Origin of the sequence: Paenibacillus sp. FSL k6-2145 (genome assembly GCF_037976585.1) — a bacterium.
In the GTDB taxonomy this organism is placed as follows: domain Bacteria; phylum Bacillota; class Bacilli; order Paenibacillales; family Paenibacillaceae; genus Paenibacillus.
The window spans coordinates 1,707,217-1,731,101 of the sequence record NZ_CP150267.1; the positions used below are offsets into that span (position 1 = coordinate 1,707,217).

Here is a 23,885-nt window from a genome sequence, read left to right on the forward strand (position 1 = left end):
TTATATCGCCTCCATCTGGGCCTGAATCATCTTATAATATACACCTTGTCGTGCCAGTAATTCCTGATGTGTTCCCGTCTCTGCCACTGTGCCGCCATCCATGACAATAATTCGATCCATATGCAGCATCCAGTGCAGGCGATGGGTAGCCAAAAATACAAGTTTTCCTTCAAACAGCGGCAGCATCGTCTGTTTCAGTTGATACTCTGTCTCTACATCCAGATGAGCTGTCGGTTCATCAAGCAGCAGGATGTTTCGTTTACTAAGCAAAGCTCTTGCCAGCGCCACCCGTTGCTCCTGCCCACCACTTAGCTGTCTGCCACCAGCCCCAATAAGTTCATGCAGTCCACCGGATAATGAAGACAGTAGCTTGGTTAATCCAGCTGCGCTAATGGCCTTGGCCACTTCCGCATCCGAAGCCTCCGGCATATAGAAACGAACGTTATCGGCCAGGCTTCCACTGAAAATATACGGATGCTGCGGGATAGTTGCCGTCTGTCTTCGCCAGGATTCAAGCATATCCTGTGTCACAGGCTGTCCGTTGGCTAATACTTGGCCTGAAGTAGGAAGCTGAAATCCAGCCAATACGTCAATCAACGTGGATTTACCTGCTCCGCTGGCGCCAATAATACCGATTTTGCCAAGACCCGTGATCTGAAATGTGACATCCTTTAGCGAATAAGGACCTTCATCATCATGCCGTACCTGTACATCCGTTAGAGCCAATCTGCTATTCTCATTCCAGGAGAACACTGAGGAAGCGGAAGAAACAAGCTCAGGAATAGTAGAAACAGAAGCAGGATCAGGAGCAAGATGCCCCGCAGCCATTTTATCGTTCAACACGACACGTATGGTCGAAGTGCTGGCTTTCCTTTTACCCAAAGATAATGATGGTGTAGATCCAGCCTCGTCCTCTGCCGTAACGGGATGTGCAACAACATTTGCATAGGCTTCTTTCTGTTTCTGTTCGGCGACTTTCCCCCGTTCAATCACTTGGTTGATAGCCGCTCCGGCTTCCTTACCGTCCAATGTGGCATGGTAATCAGCGCCGAGCATACGTACAGGCAGGAAATATTCGGGTGCCAGAATGAGTACCGTCAGCGCAGGGCCAAGCAGCATATGCCCTTCCGTCAGACGTAATCCCAGACCAACTGCCACAGAAGCAACGGACAGCATCGTGAAGAAGTCGAGTGCAAACGAAGAAAGAAAAGCCATGCGCAGGGTGGACATCGTTGCCTTCCGATACCGCTGACTGACCCGCAGAATGGACCCTTCGTGTGTTTTGCTTTGTCCCAACGTTTTCAGCGTTTCCAGCCCCCGCAGGGTATCAACAAAATGGTTAGCAAGTGCTTTGTAGGATCTGAATTGTCCGTCTATCTTACGCTGCGCTGCGAGACCAATCAGAATCATGAACACGATCAGGATTGGGAGAGTCAGCATCAGAATAACCCCGGACATCAGATCCAGCTTGAACACATACAGCAAAATGACGATGGGTGTGAATCCTATGCCCAGCATACGAGGAATGAATAGTTCCAGATACGTCTTGTATTGAGCTGTCCCCTCACGTGCCAGTGTGACCAGATGGCCTGTGCCCTCTGTCTTGGCATAACGCGGCCCGAGCCTAAACCACTGCTCCACCATCTGTCTGCGCAGATCGGTCCCTGTTCTCTCCGCATATCGTGAAGTCACGAGTTGTAACCAGAAGGATAGGGCGTAGCGGGCGGCAAAAGCAGCCAGGAACAGCAGCAGTACAGGATACTGCTCCGTTACGGATGAACCTTCGAACAATGCCGTGATGGCCTGTGCCAGCCATTTGGCTTGCATCATGATCGTCATCGCCTGTAGCAGCACCAGCGCTGATGCCAGCGCGAGTACAGGCCGGATGCCCGGCAGCTTCAGCAGCCCCCGTCCCATATCAGTACTCCAGGTGGTGCTGCTCGTTCAGACGTTTGCGGAAGATATAATAACTCCAGATCTGATAGCCAAGAACAAACGGCAGCAATGTGCAAGCTACAATTGTCATTACTTTCAATGAATAAGCGCCGGATGCGGCGTTGTATACAGTCAGGTCATATGCCGCCCCAAAGGAACTCACCATCACTCTTGGGAAAAGTCCAATAAAGACCGAGGCAAAGGCAATTGCAATCACTGCCCCAGTCATACCAAAAGCCCAGCCTTCACGCTTCTGACGAACAAAGTATGCCGCAAGTGCAAGCGAAACTGCGCCAAGTACAACCATGATCCAAAGAGCCCAGCCGCGTACGGCGAATACATCGGTCATGAAATACGTCATTAACGCGTAAACGGCGAGCAGTGCAGCCAGCGGCAGCATCAATTTTTGCGCTGTCTTCAAGGCACGCTCTCTGAGATCACCTACTGTTCGTAGTGATGCAAACAGCAATCCATGAACCAGACACAGCAGGGTTACACTCAAGCCACCAATCACGGTGTACGGATTAACAATATCGAGGAATCCTGCACGCAACTGCATCTCCCCATCAATGGGCAGACCTTTCATCAACGTGGCAAAGACCACGCCGAACAGGAACGGCAAGAGTGCACTGGAGACAACAATGATGGTGTCCCACGTTTTGCGCCAGCGCTGCTGTTTCATTTTACTGCGGAATTCGAAAGCAACTCCGCGGCCAATCAAGGCGAGTAACACCACCACAAGTGGCAGGTAAAAACCACTGAACAACGTCGCATACCAGTGCGGGAAGGCAGCAAACATCGCTCCCCCTGCTGTAATCAGCCATACTTCATTACCATCCCAGAACGGACCGATCGAGTTGATCAGGGTCCGGCGTTCACGATCTGTTTTGGCAATAATGCCTGTAGACATCCCCACACCAAAATCAAAACCTTCCAAAAAGAAAAAACCGACAAACAATACGGCAATCAGCAAAAACCACAACTCACTTAGTGACAACGGAATAACCTCCATCCACGCCGAACGGATCGGCCGATTCATCGTGATCTTCCGGCTTCTCGACCGCAAACGGTCCTGCTTTGATCTCACGTACGAACAGGTATACCATCACGATTCCGAGAACCGTATACGCAGCGGTAAAAGCAATGGTCGAGAACAGGATCATTCCTGCGGATACGTTCGGTGAGACCCCGGCTTCGGTGGTCATATAGCCAAATACCGTCCACGGCTGCCTGCCAACCTCGGTCATAATCCAACCTGATGTATTGGCGATAAACGGCAAGGATATGGCAAATACCATCAGACGCATAAACCACTTTCCAGCGACCTCCAGCTTCTTGCGCATAGCCAGAAACGTACCGTACAGCGCCAGCACAATCATCAAACCACCCGCTGCGATCATAATGCGGAAACTCCAGAACGTTGTCCGTACCGGCGGGATGTAATCCCCAGGTCCATATGTCTGCTGATACTCAGCATTCAGTTCCTTCATGCCTTTGACACTACCGGAGAACTTGCTGTAGGACAGGTAACTGAGTAATCCAGGGATTTTGATCTCACCCGTACTCTCCTGTTTATCCGGGTCAATAAAAGCGACCACCGTCCATGGCGCCGGATCTTCTGTCGTTGTCCATGTGCCCTCACTGGCTGCCATCTTCATCGGCTGTGTCTCCACCAGATATTGCGCCTGGAAGTGACCCGAGAATGCGACGCCGAATGAAGAAACAAGAGCGATAATGATCGCAATATTAAACGATTTGCGGAAGATCTCCACATCTTGCTTTTTCATCAATTTGTAGGCACTAATCCCGGTTACGACGAAAGCCCCTGTCATCAATGCCCCAAAAATCGTATGTGGGAATTCGACGAGAAGCTGACCATTCGTGATGAGTGCAAAGAAATCATTCATCTCGGCTCGGCCGTTATTAATCTCAAACCCGACCGGATGCTGCATAAACGAATTGGCTGCCAGAATCCACAGCGCGGACAGGAATGTGCCGACAAATACCAGCCAGATGCAGGCCAGATGCACTTTTTTGGACAAACGATCCCATCCGAATATCCACAAACCAATAAATGTAGACTCCATAAAAAACGCCAGTAGCGCTTCAATAGCCAGTGGCGCACCGAACACGTCCCCGACAAATCGGGAGTACTCGGACCAGTTCATACCGAACTGGAACTCTTGCAAAATACCTGTGACTACCCCGACGGCAAAGTTAATCAGGAACAGCTTGCCCCAGAACTTGGCCATCGTTTTGTAGATCTCCTTACCCTTAACAACGTACAACGTCTCCATGATTGCAACCAACAGTACAAGACCGATGGATAGCGGGACAAAAAAGAAATGGAAAATCGTTGTAAGTGCATATTGGATACGCGATAACATAATCGGATCCATACCGTTACCCCTTCTTTCTGTTCACTTCGCAGTATGCGTATTTGGCATTGAAGCTGCACCTTCGCTGTCTGTCCGCCAAATACGTTGATGAACGTATTGTGCCAGAATACCTATTTTATACATGTGAGAATTATCACAATCTTCGTCTCTAGAGCAAAAAAAAGTGATCCTGGTCACACAAAAGATAAAATTCAGCCTATTATCATAGCTTGCCAACTTCATCTATTCATGGAAGATACTCATGTTTGGGACGGAATGCCCATATGTTAGTCTCAGGCATATCATGCGAAGTACCGTGAGGGCTTTACATATGAAGTGAAAGCATGCAGTACATGCAGAGCGAATGACGCTCCATATTACAGTCAAGGTGAGGTGAACTATTCATGGAAAAACCTGCACCACTACCAGGTGAAGACACCGAAGCCAGCCAGGATAAGGCCAGTACAACACAGCCCCCTGTCCGATATGTTCTCTTCCCTCGCAAAGGGGGCTGGTCATCCTTTCCCTATCCCGATATTGCTGCACTGCTGTCAATCGAGGGAGAGGTATACTATGTCAGCAGCCTGACGCAAACAGAAGATGTACCTCCGGTCATTACCGTCATCTCCCTCCCTGAAGCCGAGCAGCTATTGCTGGAACCTCGCACCGTAGCCGTAGTCGCCCATCCCTACTGGCTAATGGCTACAGCCTCGCTGGAGCCGGAGCTATGTATCGCCCTGCTCCCTGAGCCTGCTGGGGAAGAATCATCTTCTCCCCTATGGGAGAGCAGTATTTCCAAACTGGTCGGCATCGCCGATCTGGTAGGCACATCCTCCGAGACACGTTATATGAAGCTGTTATTCCAAGGCGTACGTGTTATCTGGCTGGGCGGCGAAGACCCTGCACCTGCGGGTACGATGCAAAAGGATGATCTCGAAGTCCCTCTCCGGGACTACGAACTGTTCTTCCTGCATGCGCTGCGGCAGGTCTTGTCAGGCACTTCGGATAGCGTCAGCCTGCTTCAATGCAGTGTACGTGCCGACTTCTACCGACAGCTCCGAGCCAAAGCAGGCCCACATGAGACGATATCCTTTTTGCTGGCAGCCTATGAGTACTTGCTTGAAGATCGGCGGGCCGTCCATTCGCTGCAAGAGGCCTTCACCCAGGCGGTCATGAACGGTCGCAGTGATTGTGTGGTTTCCCATTATCGATTCCTGTCTGCCATTCATGCCCGGGCCGGACAGTTGGAGGACGCCCTGCGGGTGTACGGAATTAGTGCAGCAGATGAACAAGAACGGCATCATTATGAACAGTTATGTCGCTGGCTTGAGGCAGGAGAAGAACAACTTGTACGAGCGGAACTACTGCGTATGAACGATGATTACGGAAACGCCCTGCGTATCCTGGACGAACTTGGCGGAGAAACGGCGAGACATTGGAAATTCCGCATTTATCAGGAGACAGGACGTGTGGAAGAGGCACTGGCTCTGGTGCATGCAGTCGATATTCAGGATGATGCCAGTCGCCGGGATTATCAGCAATTATCCGGCAGTGCGCTGGCACTGCGAGGGGAACGACACGGGGCAGTCCGACATTTTCTCGAAACGGCACTGGAGGATGAAGATGCGCTCGCCCGGATTGTCGAACTGGAGTTGTTGGATCATGCTGTACAGCAATTGCTTGGGGAGGTGCCATGATGCTGGACCCGAAGAAGCGTAGACAACAGTTGAATGGGCCAATGGTGCACAGGGATATCCGAACCGAAACCACTTACACGCCAACCGAAACAGTCGATCGAACACATACAGACGCATTGGAAAATGGAGATCACACCCCGGATCATGCACAACCAACACAGGACATCCGAAGCCAAGTGCATCACTGGAATGATTCACAAGGTCAGGGAGAACAGGATGTTGCTGTATCACAAGAGGAAACAAGTGTATTCAAAGAGCCCTTCTCCATTCGTCGGGTTCGCAAAAGCAAAGGCAACAAGCTAACCGCCATGCTCCAGGTTCGCAATGAACGTGGCCGATACCTTGAAGAAGTATTGCATGATCTGAGTGAGTTCGTGGATGAGATCGTCATTGTGGACGATGCCAGCACAGACGGAACACCGGACATATGCAAAGCCTATCCAAAGGTGGTCCGTCTGGAAGTACTGGAGAAACCGCTGTTCGCCGAGGAATGGCGGCTTCGCAACACCTTATGGCAAGCGGCTGCGGGAACATGTCCCGACTGGTTGCTCTCGGTTGATGCGGATGAGCTGTACAGCTCAGAGGCCAAGAAAGCCATACGCACTCTGATTAATCAGGAGTATGCGGACTGGTTTGCATTTCGATTCTACGACATGTGGGGTGGCCGGACCCACTACCGGGAAGATGATCTCTGGTCTCTGCACAAACGGCATACCGCTTCACTTGTACGGTATATGCCTGGATATCCTTATTTTTATCCACAACAGAATCATCACGTTCCTCGTCTTCCCTTGTCCTGCACTGTATTGCCTGGGGTCAGCACGGAACTGAAGGTTCAGCATCTCGGCTGGGCCGGCAGTCTGGAGGACCGGGTTCGTAAATATTTGCGTTACAAGCGCATTGATCCTAGCGGTGAGTGGGGCAATCTTGCACATTACGAGTCGATCCTTGATCCGGAACCTCGGCTGATTCCCTGGAAGGAGGGACCGTGAGATGGGCGTGGTGAGTATTCTGACGCATAGTTTCACCGACGGGTACAACCGGGAATTCGGTCGTGTATTTGGGGGTGGACTGGAACGCTACATTCTGGATCTGTGCAGTGTCATCCGAGGACTCGGGCATATTCCCGAGGTTCATCAGCTGTCCTATTTTGAAGCATTCCAGACTCGGACGGAGCAGATTGACGTATTTGGTTATTCGTACGACATGGATAATGTACCGGAAGCCTTTGACCGGATGGCAGCAGCAGCGCGCGGCCCAGTGATCTATGCCAGCTGTCTGTGGCAACCCATCACCTACAAACCCGGCAGTCTTGGCATCTGTCACGGCATTAACTGGGATCGTCCCGGACTTCCACTGGAGACCAAACAACAAGTGGCGGAACATATTCAACTGGCTCTGGATGGACTCGTGCGCATTGTATCCGTGGATTCACATTTCCAGACCTTTTGCCGAGCTGCGTGCACCTATACCGATCCAAGACAGGTAGTCCTGATTCCCAATGCGGTGGATACTTCCTATTTCACACCTGCCCCACCAACGCGAACCTTTGAGCAAGAACAGGAAGACGAATGGCTTGTCGCATGGAAGAATGATCTGGCGAGTTATGAGGAGAATGCTGGTGCAGTTATATCAGGGGTGCAAGCTGTAAAAGGCCAGGGCGGAACGAGTTGTCCTGGAGCGAACAGTGGTAAGGCTAACGGAGATGGAGGTGGGGATACAGATAGCGATCAAGAACCAGAGGGGAAAGAAACGGTAGATCTCCATTTGCAGTTATCGAAACTGGAAGAAGTCGGGGCAGATGGCGAAACGTATAGGTTTGCTCATAACCACCTATATTCAAAGGATTGGGCTACAGATATTCTAGCAGAAGCAGATGCTGAGCATCAGGTTAATGGTCCGATTCAAGGGCAGGTTGAAAAGAAAACTGTGGAGGCCCGTGTGACCTCTCCCCGCCCAATTCGCATTATCTATCCACGCCGCATCAGCATGGAACGGGGTATTATTCCAATGATGCTGGCGGCAGATAAACTACTTGGAGCCTTTCCGGATCTGGAGGTTGAATTTGCCGGGGAACTGGTCGAAGGCAGCACGGTCGGGAGAGTCTTTCGTTACTGGCATCGTACTCATCCACATGCGGAGCGAATTAACCAGTGCACGTATGATTTCCGGGATATTCGGGAGGCCTACCATCAGGCAGATATCGCTGTGATTCCAACTGTGTTCTCGGAAGGCACCTCCTATGCCTGTCTGGAAGCGATGAGCTGTGGACTTCCGGTAATTGCCTCCAATGTTGGCGGATTGAATGATCTGATTCAGGATGGGTTTAACGGGCTATTGGTACCTCCTGGTGAGCAGGAACTAACCGCTGCACTGGTGCGTCTTGTACAGGATCGGGCCGAGCGAGAACGACTAGGAATCTATGCGCGAGAGACTGCACTGTCCTATGATCTAGCCAGGTGGCGGAGCCGGTGGAGCACGGTGTTGGAATCTTTTTTGGCAGAGACAGGATTAAAGGAGGGAATTCGGGGATGATGGATACGCCCAAGGCAACGGAATTCATGGAATCAAGATACATTCGGCAAAGTGACCCTAAAACGGACACATTGGTCTTCCCGCTGCATCCGGCATGGTGGAGCCGTCCCTACGAATATGAATGGGCCCGGCGGTTTGCACGTCCGGACGATGTGGTCCTTGATGCAGCCTGCGGCATCTCCCATCCGTTCAAATTCTGGCTTGCCGAACACTGCCGCGAGGTTCACGCCTGTGACTGGGATGAACGCATTTTGTCTGAAGAGGCGATAAGACTGGATATTGTTTCTGATTTTGGCGAGCAAGCCGCCCAGGATCTGCCGGAATCAACTCTCGTCAGATTGCACCGTGCGCAGGCCAATCTGGCCCAGCTTCCGTATGAGTCGGGTAAGTTTGATCGGGTGTTCTGTATCTCTGTACTGGAGCATCTGGATACAGGCACAATGCTGCGGGCGTTTCGGGAATTCGCCCGGGTGCTGAAGCCAAATGGACAGTTGATCGCTACCTTCGATGTACCCGAGATGCGGCCTGATCTGCTGGAGACAATCATGGCTGTCACTGGCTTAACCATTGAAAATAAGCTGAATGTGGAGGAGCCGGATGATGCCATCTGGTCTGACATGTACGGCACGCCGATCCGCTGTTTTCGAGCGGTGATATGCAAAGGTTGAGACAAATTGGGTTACGTTGAGTTAAGAGCAGAGTGGAAAATTGCAGACTTGAGGGTTCGACCCATTAGCAACGGAAATATACACGGTTCGGGCAATGCTCCGATTACCGGTAGCTCCGTTGCTTTTGCAATTTCAATCGGATGGGCTAGTTCGGGAATATATGGGGATGGAGGTTGGGGACTAGAGACTAGAAATCAGTGATTAGTGATTAGTGATTAAAGATTAAAGATTAAAGATTAAAGATTAAAGATTAAAGATTAAAGATTAAAGATTAAAGGAAATTATAGGTGTACCAGTAACATGTTGCACTGGTTGGTGTACTCTTTGGCAGAGGCTGCGCCGGGTGCTGTCAGGCGCAGCAGGGTGTGCAGGCCCGGCGGGATTGTCTTCGCCGGGCGACCTGTGGCGGCAGGTTGCCGCGCAGTGAGTTGGGCCGATTCGGCCCATTCACGCGCCAGGTTCTGCCGCCCGGCGAGCAGCGCGAGCGTGCCCGCGAGGAGCGCGTGAGCGATGCGCTCTGGGGCGGGCACTTCGTCCGCGTGGGGCTGCTGCGCGCCATCAGGCGTGCCGCACAGCGCAAGCAGCCCTTCGCGGACGCTCGCGGGTGCGCGCAGCAGCCCGCAGCGTGCCGCAGGCGGAAGCGCTGCGAGCAACGCCAGCGCGCCGCGGGGCGGCAGGGCTTGCAGCAGGCGCAGCCATGCGGCCCAGGCGCCTACGCCGGCGAGCGCTTGCGCAGCGGCGAGCACGCAGCCCGGCGCAGACGCGGCACGGCCGCCGGGCGAGCCGCCGGGCGTTGCGCCGCAGGGCAGGCTGCCGCAGCTGCATGCCCTGCCGCTGCCGCGGGCCAAGGCCCCGCGCTGCAGCAACGCCTCGGCGGCGTGGGCCGCTGCGGGCAGTGCTGCCGCATGGCGAGCCGCCGCTCGGGCGTTGTGCCCGCCGGGCTGCTTGTGGCCCAGCGCCCACAGCGCCAGGGCCGCCTCTGGCCCGTGCTGCGCATGCGCCGCCCAGGGCTGCAAAGCCGCCCGAGCCCCGGCGTCCTCGCCCAGCTGGGCCATCGCTAGCCCGGCGGCCAGCGGCTGGGCCCGCAGCGGTGCAGCCAGCGCCGCCGCATGGCGCAGCAGCCACTCCGGCCGATGCGCGGCAAGCGCGGCCGGGATCAACGCTTGCCATGCCGCAGGCGGCAAGCTTACCCGAGCGGCGGCGCTGGCGATGGCATGCGGCCGCCCTGTCGCTGCGGCCAGCAACAACAGCCGCTGCCATGCTGCCATGCTGCCGGGTTGCATGCCCAGCGCCGCTATGTACGCAGCTTCTGCCTCTGCCCAACGGCCAGCCCGCTCATATGCCATGCCTTCCAGCGTCAGGCTGCGATAGGTCCCAGCACCAGAGACTGATGTATACCTGCTGGCTGTAGAAGCAGCTGATTTAGCCTGTTTTAACCAGTTCAAGGCCACATCCTCTCTCCCTTGATCCAGTTCTAGTACAGCACCAAGCTCCAACAAATCCGGGAAATCCTCATACACGGGCGCCCATGCTTCCACCACAGCAAGCGCCCGTTCCGGGCTACCACTCTCTCGCCAAGCGTAAGCCGTTTTCAGCACCAGATCTGAGTGATATCCACACTCCGGCATAAGCTGTGCCAATAATGGTTGCAACAAACGGAGTGCTTCATCATACTTCGCTTGCTGAAACCATTCGGCGGCCAGAGCATATAACAGCTCCGGTTGATCGCCCTCCTGATTCAACGCGAAACGAATCAACTGCATGTTCCGCGCACCTTTATTTTTAGCGGTAATCGCCTGCTCCAGATATCCGTAATGAATGACCTCAAGCCCAGAATGAAGCACACCTTGCGGAGCCAGTGCCATGATAGATGAAGCGATCTCTTCATGAATTCTGCCCTGAAAGGCAATTCGGGGATCGTTTCGGAACAATCGACATACCGCATCCGTCACACGCTCTTCACCGGACACACCCAGCAGACTTGTGACCTGTATCCAGTACCCCCATACGTCGTCCCTGCTTGTCGCTAACAACTGCATGAGTTCTGTCTTCATCTGCGGAGTCTGTGCCCATACTTCATCCGCATCAAGCACCAGAATCCACGGTTTCGTAGCAGCGGCCAGCGACAGATTACGGGCTTCACTGAAATCTCCGTTCCATTCCGTTCGGATTACAACGGCACCATGAAGGCGGGCAATTTCGATTGTATTATCCACCGATCCAGTATCCACGATGATGATCTCATCCACAACATCCCTGACTGCATTCAAGCACCGCTGGAGTGACCCGGCTTCATCCTTCACGATCATACACAAGCTAATCCCTATGCCCATATTCATCACCACCCCTCACCAACGAAGTTCAGCCCCACCCATTAGCCCGCTGAATTAAGTTGAACTCCCGGACCTGCCTGATACCCTCTCAGCTCTCAAACCCGTCCGCTCCCGGCAACTCCAGCCGAATATGCTGAACGACAGGCCAACAACGGTGCTTCTGTCCATCTGCATGCTGAGCGAACACCTCCAGATGATGATCCGCAGCACTGACCAATCCTTTCACCAGCCAGCTTGTTCCCGTCAGGGTATCCGAAGCCCCGGGGAACGACTCAATGTCACTCATCTGCCCTTTTTCCTTTTTCCCTTCCATCTCTTTCTCCTTCTCTCCCACTCGAACGCTCTCTCCCACCGATAACCCTTCTCCCGCCAATTGCTGTCGACACATCTGAATCAGGCTATGCAGCTCTTTCCATCTCCCTGACTGTACACATCCTTCCATCAACAGTCCGAGCGCCTGCCAGCCATCATACTCTGCTCCCGCAACCGTTACGTCCATGCTGGAGTTCATATCCTTCTTCTTTGTCGCTCTCAGACCAACCGTTCTCCCTGTCTGCACAGCAGATTCCTCATTCGTTCCTTCACCCACCTGCGAACTAAGCTTCAACCACAAGGTTAATGGATCATCTCCGTTGACTTCCTTGCCTTCTATCCACTCCAAACGTTCGAGCCATTGAGCAGACGAGATCGCGAGCAGCCCTTTTTTCCGCTGCACAGGTTCCAGTTTCAGACGCGCCTTGTTCCATCTTCCCTGTTGGATTTGGAGCATCGCCTCCGCCACAGATAAACGCTCCCTCATCTCTGCGGAAGGTTGTGAGGATATAACCGATAACAATTGCAAAGCCGCATCATAACAACGAGATTGCTCCAGAATGCCCAATACTTTGTGTGTAGCCTCTTCCGAACTGAGCGCAAAGCGCTCCCTCACCAGCTCTGGAATCTGATGTTCCTGCCCGGAGACTCGCATAATTCGGAATATCCGATAGAGCGGCGGTAACAGACTCGATTTGGCACGTACCGCTTCCACGTAAGCATCCACCGCACCCTCCAGATCTGCCCTTCCTTCGAGCAATCGCCCTAACGTATACCACGTCTGATAAGTGCCGATGCCTTCTTCCGTATGATATATGGGTGGAGGTGGTCCCATGCGAACAGCTTCACGGAGCGAATATTCTGCCCGATCTGCATCGCCCAATGCGTCTGCACACACCCCGCGATGGTGCATCAGATCCGTGTACTCTGGAAAGAGTTCAAGCGCAGCATCGATGCGATCTAATGCCTCCTGCCAGCGATTCAGGTGCTGGAGACAACGAATTTCATATTTAAACAGCAGATGCGCGTAACTGGTGACCGCAGGATCAATTCCCGTCCGAGCCACACCAAACGTCTCCAATGCCTGCTCCGCTTCCCCCACACGCAGATACTCGACACCCAGATTATAATGATGGAACGGTTGATCCGGTTCTTCCTCCACTGCCTGTTGCAGCAGGCGAACATTACGGTTCACCTTATCTTTGCGCTCCACAATCGCCGTCTGATACCCATAATGATGGATGACCATGTCCGTCACATGAAAAGCAGCCTCTGAATTCCTACGGCAAATCGCCGCCGCAATCTGCTCATGAATTCGACCTTCGAACCGATGCTCCGGGGCATTACGGAAGAGACGCAAAACCGGATTCACGGTAACCCCCTGCTGACCCGTACCTGTATAGTTATGAATGTTTAAAAACAATCCGTCACATCCGCTGACCGCCGTCCAGCTCCTGATCTGCTCCCGCGCAGCCCTATCGAGCGCCTCGTCCGCATCAAGAAAGAGAATCCAGTCGCCGGAAGCGCGCTCCAGGCCAGCATTCCGTGCTGCGGCAAAATCTTCGCACCACTCAAACCCCACAACCACCGCTCCATATTGCTGCGCAATCTCCGCGCTGCGATCCGATGAACCGGTGTCCACCACAATAATTTCGTCCACCGCTCCCTGGACACTGGCAAGACAATGAGGCAGCAACTCTTCCTCATCCTTCACGATCATGCATAGGGAAATTCGTTCCGCTCGCAAGCTGATTCCTCCTTTCCTTTGCATGGAAAAGCGTACGCCATGGGATGCCTTCGGTCGTTCGCAGCCTTTTTTCCAGTGCAGCATGCTGTGCCGCGAGTGACCCTACCGACGGAGAACGAACCAATTCCTGCCGAATCTCCTCCATTGCCAATTGCATGTAACATACAGCAGCTCCAGCTCGGGCCTGCCGCATATCAGGCTTCTGCTCCAGAGCCTGCTCGAACAGAGACAGCGCATGATCATTGTGGCCTTTGGCATACAGCGTTTCACCTAGCCAGAATAAACCTTCAGCATCCAGTTCACTCTCGGTCATGCACTGAATGAGGATGTTCGCGGCTACCATGGTATACCCCTGACGATACAGTAGACTTGCAAACTCCCGTCGTAAAGTTATAGCCGTTCCCCAATGGTCACGCATCATCATGGCCCGCAACTCATGCAGTTGCTCAGCAAGTGTAAGCTGTCCTGTCTTTACGGCTTGCTGCACAACCTTTTCTGCTACCATCTCTGCCTGCGGACCCCATTGCATAAGCTTTTGTTCTTGTGAAGCAGGTTTTATGCTTCGCGGCTCTTTGGTTAACTGATTCAGCAGTCGATCCATGACCTTCCATACGTTCTTTTCTTGTGGAAGCGTAGTTGCGAGGAACGCCTCGGATAATCGTAATCCGTTGGTCCAACAAGCCAGTGCCCAATCCATTCTGTGCTCAGCCGGCAGATTGACTTCATTTACACACCCTACGCTCCAGTGTTCTTCTGCCAGTTGTAGTGCTTCGGAAACCCTATTCGCACATAACATCCAATGTATTCGATCCGCTACATGTATACGAGCAGTACGCGCATCTGCATCCAGTATTTTCAATGCCTGTTCATATGCTCCACAGCCTGCTAGAACATAGATCACATACACCAGATGATCCTCATTCTTCACTGCATATGAATGTGGCATTTCACCACGAATCGAATCACCGCGGCCCGATTCCTTGATTCCTCGGCATCTGGCAAGCAATGTTTCTGCTATGTTCGCATCCGTTTCACCGGATTGTTGCAGCACATCTGCCAACCCTGCCCATGCCGGGGCATATGTGAACATGCTGTCCAGAGCCAGCCCGTACAGATGTGCAGACTCATTAAGGAATCCCCGTTTCTGCGCAAGTCTTGCCATGGCGGTATAGGCTCTGTAACTGTCTGAACCTGCTTCTGTTACGTATGACGTGCCTACCGCGCTACTGCCATCACTGTGTCCAACACGGTCTATTCCCTCCCGGCAGTTCGTTGCTCGTGCATAGGATTGATATGCACGTTCCTCCAAACCTTGCTGCTCCAACGTCTCCCCATACAACAGGTGCAGATCAGCATAGGATGGATAACGCTGCCTTTCCACCGCCAGAATGGCATGTGCCTCGTCAAAATGTTCCGATCCTACAAGGGTCTTTGCATAATCTCTAACCAGTGTAGAACGATATGGCGCGAGCGACTCTGTCAGGCGCAATGATTCACGGAACGCTTCAATTGCCTTTTCGACCTGACCAAGCTGGCAATACGTTACTCCCAGATTGTACAAGTGAAAAGGCGGTTTCGGGTCATCCTGTAATTCACGTTCAATCAGTTTCAAATTACGTCTTGGCTTATGCTCTTGCGCAATCGTTGAGGCCAGATATCCATCATGAACCAGACATAGTGGAGCAAGCGGTTCAGTCTCGATCAATTGGCTTTGTTCATCCGTATAGGTCTCGCTCTTATTCATATCAATAGCCTCATCCTGGCCAAGCCTGCTTGGGCTACTACGAACCAATTGCTCATGAATACGCCCCTTGTATCGATATCCCTGATGAGCACGGAACAGCCTCACTGGCTGAGAGATAACGCTCTCTTCTACCCCTTCACCGTATCGATTCTCTATGGTAATACGTAATCTCGAAATGCTTTTATGGACTTTAGGTAAATAATTCAGCAGTTCTTCCAATCCCTGCGTAACGTACTCATCCGCATCCAAACACAGGACCCATTCCGTGCTCGCCAGAGGCAGACTGATATTTCGTGCATGGGCAAAATCATCTTCCCAACAGGCGTGCAACACCGTTGCTCCGTACATTCTGGCGATCTCGGGTGTACGGTCAGATGAGCCAGTATCGGTGATAAAACATTCCGTGCTGATATGCTTCAAGCTGTCGAGACAGCGGGGCAGGTGATGTTCTTCATTTTGCACAATCATATGAATTCCAAGTAAACGGTTCTTCAAATCCAACCACCTCCAATACAAAAAAGTACATGAAGTCCACCAAAGGAACTCCATGTACCTATATGACAAATAAATGGGTTATGTGCCTTGTCCATTGAAGAACACATCAATCGTGCTTGGTGCGCCGATTAGGCTGGAGCGGTAGGAAAGACGCGTATATTTGAGAAAACGCTGCGGTACCAATACATCCACTGACCCGGACAAAATGCCCGTTACTGTCGTCACATCCGTGTACCAGTTTGTTCCGTTGGCGCTAATCTCAACAAGAGCATCTACCCGGTTCACACCCGGCCCCCGGTTATATACAAAGAAAGAATACGTGCCAAATACACTGGTCGTAACCGCCGGGAGCGCTGTGAAGGTGTTTGCGGTCGGGGTGCTTATGAGTTGGGACTCCTGAAAACTCTTCTGTGAAATGGACGTAACACTGCTAAGTGTTCCCGCGGTTATTGTAGCACCGAGCACGCTGGTAATTGTACCATTCAGCAGATTTGTCAACGTCCCTGCAGTTACCGTTGCGCCAAGTACGCTTGTGATGGTTCCGTTCAATAAGTTTGTAAGTGTTCCTGCGGTAATCGTTGCTCCCAATACACTCGTGATCGTACCATTCAGCAAGTTCGTCAACGTACCCGCTGTTACCGTTGCACCGAGTACGCTGGTAATGGTTCCGTTCAACAGGTTCGTCAGTGTTCCTGCGGTTATTGTCGCTCCGAGTATACCTGTGATGGTACCCGCTGTAATCGTGGCCCCGAGCACACTCGTGATCGTTCCGGCGGTAATCGTCGCTCCCAATACACTTGTGATCGTACCATTCAGCAAGTTCGTCAGCGTTCCTGCGGTCACCGTTGCTCCAAGCACACTGGTGATCGTTCCGGCGGTAATCGTTGCTCCCAATACACTCGTAATTGTACCATTCAGCAAGTTCGTCAGCGTTCCTGCGGTCACCGTTGCTCCAAGCACACTGGTGATCGTTCCGGCGGTAATCGTTGCTCCCAATACACTCGTAATCGTACCATTCAGCAAGTTCGTCAGCGTTCCTGCGGTCACCGTGGCCCCGAGCACGCTCGTGATCGTTCCGGCGGTAATCGTTGCTCCAAGTACACTTGTGATCGTACCATTCAGCAGGTTCGTTAATGTACCTGCGGTCACGGTTGCTCCCAGCACACTCGTGATGGTTCCCGCCGTGATCGTTGCTCCCAATACACTTGTGATCGTACCATTTAGCAAGTTCGTCAATGTACCTGCTGTTACTGTCGCTCCAAGCACACTGTTGATCGTACCTGCCGTGATCGTCGCTCCAAGTACACTTGTGATGGTTCCGTTCAGAATGTTGGTAATGGTTCCGGCGTTAATTGTAACCGTGGTCAGACCTGAGATGTTACTGATGGTTCCGTCCAAAATAATACCAACCACGTTCCCGCTCGTATCCGTTCTGACAGGCTGGGCTGTGCCTGTACTATCCTGGCCGAAAATCAACGTTCTCAGATTATCGGGATTCGTATTAAACGTTGTAAAGTTAGGCATGTGCCTCGTCCTCCTCCCTGGTCAAATCTGTGAGATCATAACTCCCTTACGGCATACGCTGTGCCTGAAAGTAAACATCGAGCCGGGTCGGTTGATCCGGTTCAACGGATCGAATTGCAAGCCGGGTATAGTGCAAAAATCGCAATGGTACCAGCGCTTTGGTCTGGCCTCCCGCGACCACCTCCTGGCTGTCCACAGCATAATCTACGGCATTGGGGCTGATCTGGATCTGTACAAGAGCCGGATGTTTTCCCCGATTCACAACGCCATAGGTATACATGCTGAGTGATGAGGTGTCTTGTGCCGGGAGTGAATCCATGCTGCTACTGGTTTCGGCTCCGACATACGTATGCTCTGTAAAACAATGAATAGCACCAGGGAGTTTCGTGCGTGAGGAAGCACCCTGCTTGAACCGGGGACGAGTAATCCGGGAACAAGGGGGTTTCAGCAATTTAGCGCGGCAGGAATGACGGGAGCGGCGGCGACTGACATATTTAGTTGGTTGCTTCGTTCTCTTCTTGCTTCGCTTCGCTGTTCGACTCATCTCGATTTCCCCTTAAAAAATGTGCTTACGCATCGTATGCCCGGTTTGTATATGCGGGCACGGCATCTGCCGTTATTTCCAGATATACGGCTCAGTCCCCAATCCATTTTGCTTCTTTTCACATACACTGCAAGTACAATGAAATGCGAATCAATCGGAATGTTGCTCAAATGAACTGGTCTATGGGAGGTGGATGAGATGACCAACTATAATGTATTCAACCAATCCAATCGTCCCCTGTTTACTCAACTGACCAATACCTTCTCAGCCCCCGGCATTGAAGCGTCACCAGACAGCGGTGCAGCTGCTGCAGGCAGCTTTTTTGCCCTGACGACCAACAATACCTCGATTCCTTCCAACCAGAACCTTCTTCTACAGATCTTGAATGCGGCCGGCAGCGGCCGAACAATACGCATATCCAGCCTCACAGGAGGCACAACAGCGGCGGCTACTCTTGTTATCTATTCAGGAGGAACCGTGACTGTTGGTAGCACACCAGTGCCCGTCAATACGCTACTGGGCAATACCAATGCCAGTGTAGTTACCACAAGGCAAAATACTGGTACTCTGGGGGGAACCTTCACGAGTATTGCAAGTATTCCGCTCACCGCAGGAATTTTTTCACTGGATCTGAATGGCTCCATTATTGTGCCACCGGGACAAACATTATCCATTAGCGTAGGCACGGGGAATCAGACGGCAGCCATTAATCTGTTCTGGTGGGAATTCTGAGTTTGATCCTGATAAAAGGAGGTGCACACATTGCCAAACAATAATGTATTCAACCCGTTAAGCCAGCCCGTCTATACGTCCAACACAAACACGTATATTTCTCCAGGCATTGTTGCACCTCCGGAGAATAATGCTGGCAGTACAGGCAATCTGTACAATGCGGGTTCCACCAACTCCACAACACTGGGCTTGCTGGGAGGAACGGTTATCGCCACCGTACAATTGGCCAATCCAGCAGGGAGTGGGAAAACCCTATACGTATCACGACTCTCCGGTGGAATCACGGTTGCACTGAATCTGTTGTCATCCTTCAGCGGTTCCATGAGTCTGAGCGCTAATGGAACACTGACATCGCCCACCACACTCACGCCGGTAAACAGCAATCTTTCCAGCAGCAATACCAGCGTAGCCATCGTACGATTCTCTGCTGCTGCGCCTTCAGGAGCGACCCCATTGATGGCTATGCCCCTTCAAGCAGGGCCGTTTCTATCCAATGAATTTGGCCGTTACGTGGTTCCTCCGGGTCAAGCTATTAACCTCTCTGTCAGCGGATCACTTTCGGTTGGTGGACTGATGGCCTCTACTGCTTATTTTGCTTGGTGGGAAGTGTAATTCGCTCAATCGTGCTTAACAATGCAATGTGCAAACAGCCGCCTTCGGATGAGTACCGAAAGCGGCTGTTCGTTATATTGTAGATGTAATGATATTTAAAAATGTCCGGGCAAAGGCTATCAGGCCGATTCCTGCGGAATGATCTCTTTGGCTTCAGACACGAGAGGTTGCTTTCCCTCCCACAAAATGCGTTGCAGCAGTATGCCGGCAAGACCAATCACCAGCGTAGCGAGACCGATATATTGAAAGGTAGGGCTCGGCCCTGCAACTCGGATGAGCGCTCCACCTGCAAGTGGAGCTACGACCAGTACAACACTGGATAGTGAATTTTGAATGCCGAAGACGCGCCCTACATAGGCAGGAGGGGTCTCTTTTTGCAACAAATAATTCAGAGTTACCATAAAGAGCCCATTACCCAGCCCAATGCAGAGGCCCCAGATAATAACCCAAATTTCAGGTGTTTGTGGGCCGATCCACCCCAGCGCAGCAATTCCGGCACCCACGAACAGATATCCTCCACCCAGTCCCCACCCATACCCAATTCTCGGCAAGCGATTTAATAACAAAATGATGACTACTGCCCCTGCTCCTGCCGACGACCCCAACCAGCCGAGCAGTGATTCGTTACCTGGCTTGATCTCTCGAAACAGGGTCGTAAACTGATAATCAATCATAAGAATGGCCATCAGTCCAAAACAGCCGAACAGAATCGTACTCAGCACGGTGCGACTGCTCCGTATAAAACGCCACCCTTGCTTCCATTGGGAGAACAAGGATTCCGATCCATCCTTTTCACTAGCAGCACTTCCGTCTGAGGCTACGGACTCCGACTTTTCCACCAAACGCCGCAAGGGCCACAATACCGCACCTGACAACAGGCGGGTACAGGCATTAATGACAATACAGATTTGTGGTGAGAAAAAGGCCAAAATGACTGCACCCAGAAGTGGTCCCGCCACTTTCGAACACTGGCTTACAAAACCGTTTAGGGACGATGCCTGAAACAGATGCTCCTCTGCCACCACCTGGCGGGTTAACGCCTGCTGGGCTGGAACATGAAAAACACCCATCATGGCACGTAGAGCAAGAAGTGGAAGCAGCCAGATCGGGCTTGGTGCGAATAAAATAGCAACGGTTAATCCCACGGTGATCACATCACACAGCATCATGATTTTCACTTTGTGCAGTCGATCAGCAAGGGCACCAGCAAAGGAGCCCAGCAGTATACCCGGGACAGCCATACATACAGGAATAAGGGCAATGATCAGCGGATCGGCGCCCCAACGGTAGGCCACCATCACCTGGATGGCGAGTGCATCGAACCAATCTCCAAACGTAGCCAGCGAGTATGCGATAAACATGCGGACAAACCGGAGGTTGGTCCATAAGCTTTTGGAAGATTGCGCAGATGAGGCGGGTGATTCGGTGGGTTCATTGGATGTGGGTTCATTTGAAATGACGGTCATACTTGTATTTCCTCCCTTGATTACAGCCGCTTGTGGTCTGTATGTTCCTTGGCTGTAATCATAAAGGAGTTATATCAGAGGAAGATCAGAGGATGGGGAGGTAGGAGATAAAAAGTTACGTACTTCATCTGCAATTTGTTGTCCATATAAGGGAACACCGTAACTTTTGCCGATCTCAGCGTACACTTGACGATACTTACTCCGAAGTCTGCCTTCGATTCGATGATGACCCAGGAATAGGAGAATCTGATATGCAGCATTCAGATATAGCGGTGCGTTCAGCGACATTTTCAATACATCCAGACCGTCATCCATTCTTAACTCTGCCTCACGAACTCGTCCTTGCCGAAGTAACCATAACCCCTCCATCACCTGAAAACGTCCGATCTCTCGCAGATACGGGGCATCCTTCAATCCCGCTCGCAGGACTGCCATCTGGGCCTCAATAGCTTCACCGCTGCCACCCCACAGTTCCACATACAACGCTGCAAGTGCTACAGGCAGTCTGAAATTCTTGAGCTCGTCAGTCTCTATTACACGATACGTTTCTTCAAGCTGCGTTTTGGCACGTTGATACTGGCCCACCTCTACATAGACTTCAACGATGTTCAGAATGCGGAGTTCGCGAAGCTGATCGGCAGATAATGCAGATGAACTCAATGCCTGCTCATACAAAGGTAAGCTTTCTGATGGTTCAATTAGCGAATGAACAAAGATCAATAACCAGTATAAGCGCTCTTCAAAAGCGATTTCTTTCGTTGTAATCAGCCATTCCAGATCTCCCTGTATAAAATGAATATACAACTGATAATACGGGACAATCTGAATGCCAAGCGCTTCTTGCTGTTGAACCAGGGTCTGTATGGCATTTCCCTGCCCAAACAAGTGATATTTACGAAGTAATCCGTGAATGACTTCCTGCATTTCTGGGTCCTGAGCAGAAGGGCTAGCGGGTAGAGCGGACTTGTTCTTCTGCACAGCAAGCCGGTATCCATAGCCCCGTACCGTGTCCAGACTGATCTCATCCCAGCGTTTCAATTTCTTGCGCAGGCGATAGATATGATCGTCCACGGTGCGTTCAACCGGATATTCCAGCGGCCATACCCGATCCAGCAGTTGACTGCGGGTGAAGGCTTTTTCCTTGTTTTCATACAGAAAATGCAGCAGTGCAAATTCCTTGGCGAGCAGGCGAATGGATTCCGTTCGCCGCGTGACCGTATATGTCCCTTCATCCCATTGCAAAGACATGTCAGGGTCCTCCTACTATGTATAATTCGCTATTCCAAAATAATATAGATTCATTCCATTTTCTTCAACGTGTTCAACATACCACAAAAAAAACCTTTGCGAGAACGCAAAAGGTTTTTTTATCGTTTATCTTATAGATAGCTAAATTGTAGACGCTACGTATATCTGTTCTTCCAACAAGTATTACCTTGCCTTAACCCAGTACGACACGATCATCTGCCATTTTTTTGCCGCTAATCCGTTCGAATTCACCAAGCAACTCAGGCACGGTTAACGTACGTTTGCGCTCTTCGCTGACATCCAGAATAATTCGTCCTTTGTCCATCATAATCAGACGGTTCCCCAGACGAATCGCCTGCTCCATATTGTGCGTCACCATCAATGTAGTCAGTCTCATCTCACGCACAAGTGTCTCCGTCAGTTCCGTGATCAGTTCGGCACGTGAAGGGTCAAGAGCTGCCGTATGCTCATCCAGTAGCAAAATCTGCGGCTGGGTAAACGTAGCCATCAACAGGCTAAGTGCCTGCCGCTCCCCGCCAGACAAAAGCCCCACTTTTGCATTGAGACGCTTCTCCAGTCCGATTCCCAGCTTCTCCAGTTGCGTGTTGAAAATCTCACGTCTGGCACGGGTAACTCCGAAGCCCAGTCCGCGTCCTTTGCCACGTTTATATGCCATCGCCATATTTTCTTCAATGGACATATGTGGTGCTGTACCTGCCATCGGGTCCTGAAACACCCGGCCAATCCAGCTGCTGCGTTTATGCTCCGGCAGATTTTTAATGGAGCGGTCATTGATCAGTACATCGCCCATATCCGGCTTCATCACACCCGAAATGATGTTCATCAACGTGGATTTACCGGCTCCGTTACTGCCAATCACCGTCACAAAATCTCCCGGATTCATCGTCAGATTCACGCCAACCAGCGCGGTCTTCTCATCCGTTGTGCCTGGGTTGAACAGCTTGGTTACTTGCGTAATCTCCAGCATGATCACATACCTCCCTTCGCCTGATGACCCCCGGATCGCATCAACTCTTCTGTTCGTTTGCGAGCCAGACTTCGCTGCTTCATGGAGCGCTGCATCGTTGGGAATACAAGAGCAATAATGACGATCACCGCGGTGATCAACTTCAGATCAGATGTATCGAACCATTCGACTTGAAGGGCAAGCGCGACCACAATCCGGTAAATGATTGAACCAACGATCGCTGCAAGTGTAGCCCAGAATACCGTTCTTGCACCAAGAATGGCCTCACCGATAATCACGGAAGCCAGTCCGATAACGATCATACCGATGCCCATCGTGATGTCCGCAAAACCTGATTGCTGTGCAATGAATGCACCAGACAGTGCAACCAATCCATTGGATAAGCTGACACCTACAATCGTAGTCACATCCGTATTTGCACCAAAGCTGCGAATCATGCGTTTGTTATCACCTGTCGCGCGGAGTGCCAGTCCAACATCTGTTTTCATGAACAGATCGAGCATGATTTTAAACACCAGCACCACGATGATAATTAGTACCATGACATGTTCACCCGAGAATGGATTGTCCATGCCCATAATGGATTTATTCGGTGCGCCAAGAATACGCATATTAATGGAGTAAAGCGCGATCATCATCAAAATCCCGGATAACAATCCGTTGATTTTGCCTTTGGTATGAAGCAGACCTGTACAAGCCCCGGCCACCATGCCGCCAGCCATTGCCGCCAAACAGGCGAGCCAAGGAGAGAAGTCATTGGAGATCATAACCGCCGCGATTGCGCCTCCTGTTGTAAAACTTCCGTCTACGGTAAGGTCAGGAAAATCGAGTATGCGGAACGTAATATATACACCAAGTGCCATCAGTGCATATAAAAGCCCCAGCTCGATTGCTCCTTCAATTGAATTCCAGCTTATACTCACACTA

At 51.7% G+C, this 23,885-nt stretch carries 18 protein-coding genes; 6 read left to right on the forward strand and 12 right to left on the reverse strand.

Annotation, left to right across the window (positions count from 1 at the left end):
• Genes cydD through NZ043_RS07510 form a run of 3 tightly spaced genes read right to left on the reverse strand, consistent with a single transcriptional unit; the run spans position 1 to position 4,334 of the window.
• Positions 1–1,917 (reverse strand): thiol reductant ABC exporter subunit CydD, encoded by a 1,917-nt coding sequence (cydD, locus tag NZ043_RS07500; protein ID WP_339311271.1) that lies wholly within the window; start codon positions 1,915–1,917, stop codon positions 1–3.
• Position 1,918: 1 nt separating this feature from the next.
• The gene (gene cydB, locus NZ043_RS07505; RefSeq protein WP_339311272.1) at positions 1,919–2,974 is read right to left on the reverse strand and encodes a cytochrome d ubiquinol oxidase subunit II; all 1,056 of its coding nucleotides are present in this window, start codon (positions 2,972–2,974) and stop codon (positions 1,919–1,921) included.
• Positions 2,919–4,334 (reverse strand): cytochrome ubiquinol oxidase subunit I, encoded by a 1,416-nt coding sequence (locus NZ043_RS07510; RefSeq protein ID WP_017691731.1) that lies wholly within the window; start codon positions 4,332–4,334, stop codon positions 2,919–2,921. Before NZ043_RS07510 ends, cydB begins: the two co-directional genes overlap by 56 nt.
• A gap of 383 nt (positions 4,335–4,717) precedes the next feature.
• Here NZ043_RS07510 and NZ043_RS07515 point away from each other — a divergent pair, with 383 nt between their 5' ends.
• Genes NZ043_RS07515 through NZ043_RS07530 form a run of 4 tightly spaced genes read left to right on the forward strand, consistent with a single transcriptional unit; the run spans position 4,718 to position 9,213 of the window.
• Positions 4,718–6,010: a hypothetical protein gene (locus NZ043_RS07515; RefSeq protein WP_339311274.1), complete on the forward strand. Its 1,293-nt coding sequence runs from the start codon at positions 4,718–4,720 to the stop codon at positions 6,008–6,010.
• Positions 6,007–7,002 carry a glycosyltransferase gene (locus NZ043_RS07520; protein WP_249912781.1) on the forward strand — a complete coding sequence of 332 codons (996 nt, stop codon included), beginning with the start codon at positions 6,007–6,009 and terminating at the stop codon, positions 7,000–7,002. Before NZ043_RS07515 ends, NZ043_RS07520 begins: the two co-directional genes overlap by 4 nt.
• Before the next feature lies 1 nt (position 7,003).
• Positions 7,004–8,545: a glycosyltransferase gene (locus tag NZ043_RS07525; protein WP_339311276.1), complete on the forward strand. Its 1,542-nt coding sequence runs from the start codon at positions 7,004–7,006 to the stop codon at positions 8,543–8,545.
• A complete protein-coding gene (locus NZ043_RS07530; protein WP_339311278.1) occupies positions 8,542–9,213 on the forward strand; it encodes a class I SAM-dependent methyltransferase in 672 nt (223 codons plus the stop codon). Before NZ043_RS07525 ends, NZ043_RS07530 begins: the two co-directional genes overlap by 4 nt.
• A gap of 281 nt (positions 9,214–9,494) precedes the next feature.
• Here the strand turns inward: NZ043_RS07530 and NZ043_RS07535 are convergent, their stop codons facing one another.
• The 5 genes from NZ043_RS07535 to NZ043_RS07555 form a co-directional block, all read right to left on the reverse strand.
• A complete protein-coding gene (locus tag NZ043_RS07535) occupies positions 9,495–11,522 on the reverse strand; it encodes a glycosyltransferase family 2 protein (protein WP_339311280.1) in 2,028 nt (675 codons plus the stop codon).
• 112 nt (positions 11,523–11,634) lie between these two features.
• Positions 11,635–13,605 (reverse strand): glycosyltransferase, encoded by a 1,971-nt coding sequence (locus NZ043_RS07540; RefSeq protein WP_339311282.1) that lies wholly within the window; start codon positions 13,603–13,605, stop codon positions 11,635–11,637.
• Complete coding sequence (locus tag NZ043_RS07545) at positions 13,562–15,844, reverse strand: glycosyltransferase (protein WP_339311284.1); 2,283 nt, start codon at positions 15,842–15,844, stop codon at positions 13,562–13,564. Before NZ043_RS07545 ends, NZ043_RS07540 begins: the two co-directional genes overlap by 44 nt.
• Before the next feature lie 78 nt (positions 15,845–15,922).
• Positions 15,923–17,368 (reverse strand): DUF6385 domain-containing protein, encoded by a 1,446-nt coding sequence (locus NZ043_RS07550; protein WP_289390608.1) that lies wholly within the window; start codon positions 17,366–17,368, stop codon positions 15,923–15,925.
• A gap of 46 nt (positions 17,369–17,414) precedes the next feature.
• Positions 17,415–17,912, reverse strand: coding sequence for a DUF6385 domain-containing protein (locus tag NZ043_RS07555; RefSeq protein WP_133386207.1), 498 nt, complete (start codon positions 17,910–17,912; stop codon positions 17,415–17,417).
• A 198-nt stretch (positions 17,913–18,110) separates the two neighbouring features.
• On the opposite strand from NZ043_RS07555, the gene NZ043_RS07560 reads away from it, so the two are divergent.
• On the forward strand, positions 18,111–18,644 hold the full coding sequence (locus tag NZ043_RS07560; protein WP_249913767.1) for a hypothetical protein: 534 nt from the start codon (positions 18,111–18,113) through the stop codon (positions 18,642–18,644).
• A gap of 30 nt (positions 18,645–18,674) precedes the next feature.
• A complete protein-coding gene (locus tag NZ043_RS07565; protein WP_133386209.1) occupies positions 18,675–19,256 on the forward strand; it encodes a hypothetical protein in 582 nt (193 codons plus the stop codon).
• Positions 19,257–19,375: 119 nt separating this feature from the next.
• Here the strand turns inward: NZ043_RS07565 and NZ043_RS07570 are convergent, their stop codons facing one another.
• The 4 genes from NZ043_RS07570 to NZ043_RS07585 form a co-directional block, all read right to left on the reverse strand.
• Positions 19,376–20,722, reverse strand: coding sequence for an MFS transporter (locus NZ043_RS07570; protein ID WP_339311286.1), 1,347 nt, complete (start codon positions 20,720–20,722; stop codon positions 19,376–19,378).
• 69 nt (positions 20,723–20,791) lie between these two features.
• Positions 20,792–21,970 carry a winged helix-turn-helix domain-containing protein gene (locus NZ043_RS07575; protein ID WP_339311288.1) on the reverse strand — a complete coding sequence of 393 codons (1,179 nt, stop codon included), beginning with the start codon at positions 21,968–21,970 and terminating at the stop codon, positions 20,792–20,794.
• Positions 21,971–22,163: 193 nt separating this feature from the next.
• Complete coding sequence (locus NZ043_RS07580) at positions 22,164–22,958, reverse strand: ABC transporter ATP-binding protein (RefSeq protein WP_100528246.1); 795 nt, start codon at positions 22,956–22,958, stop codon at positions 22,164–22,166.
• A gap of 2 nt (positions 22,959–22,960) precedes the next feature.
• Positions 22,961–23,881: an ABC transporter permease gene (locus tag NZ043_RS07585; RefSeq protein ID WP_017691724.1), complete on the reverse strand. Its 921-nt coding sequence runs from the start codon at positions 23,879–23,881 to the stop codon at positions 22,961–22,963.
• Between the last annotated feature and the right edge of the window lie 4 nt (positions 23,882–23,885).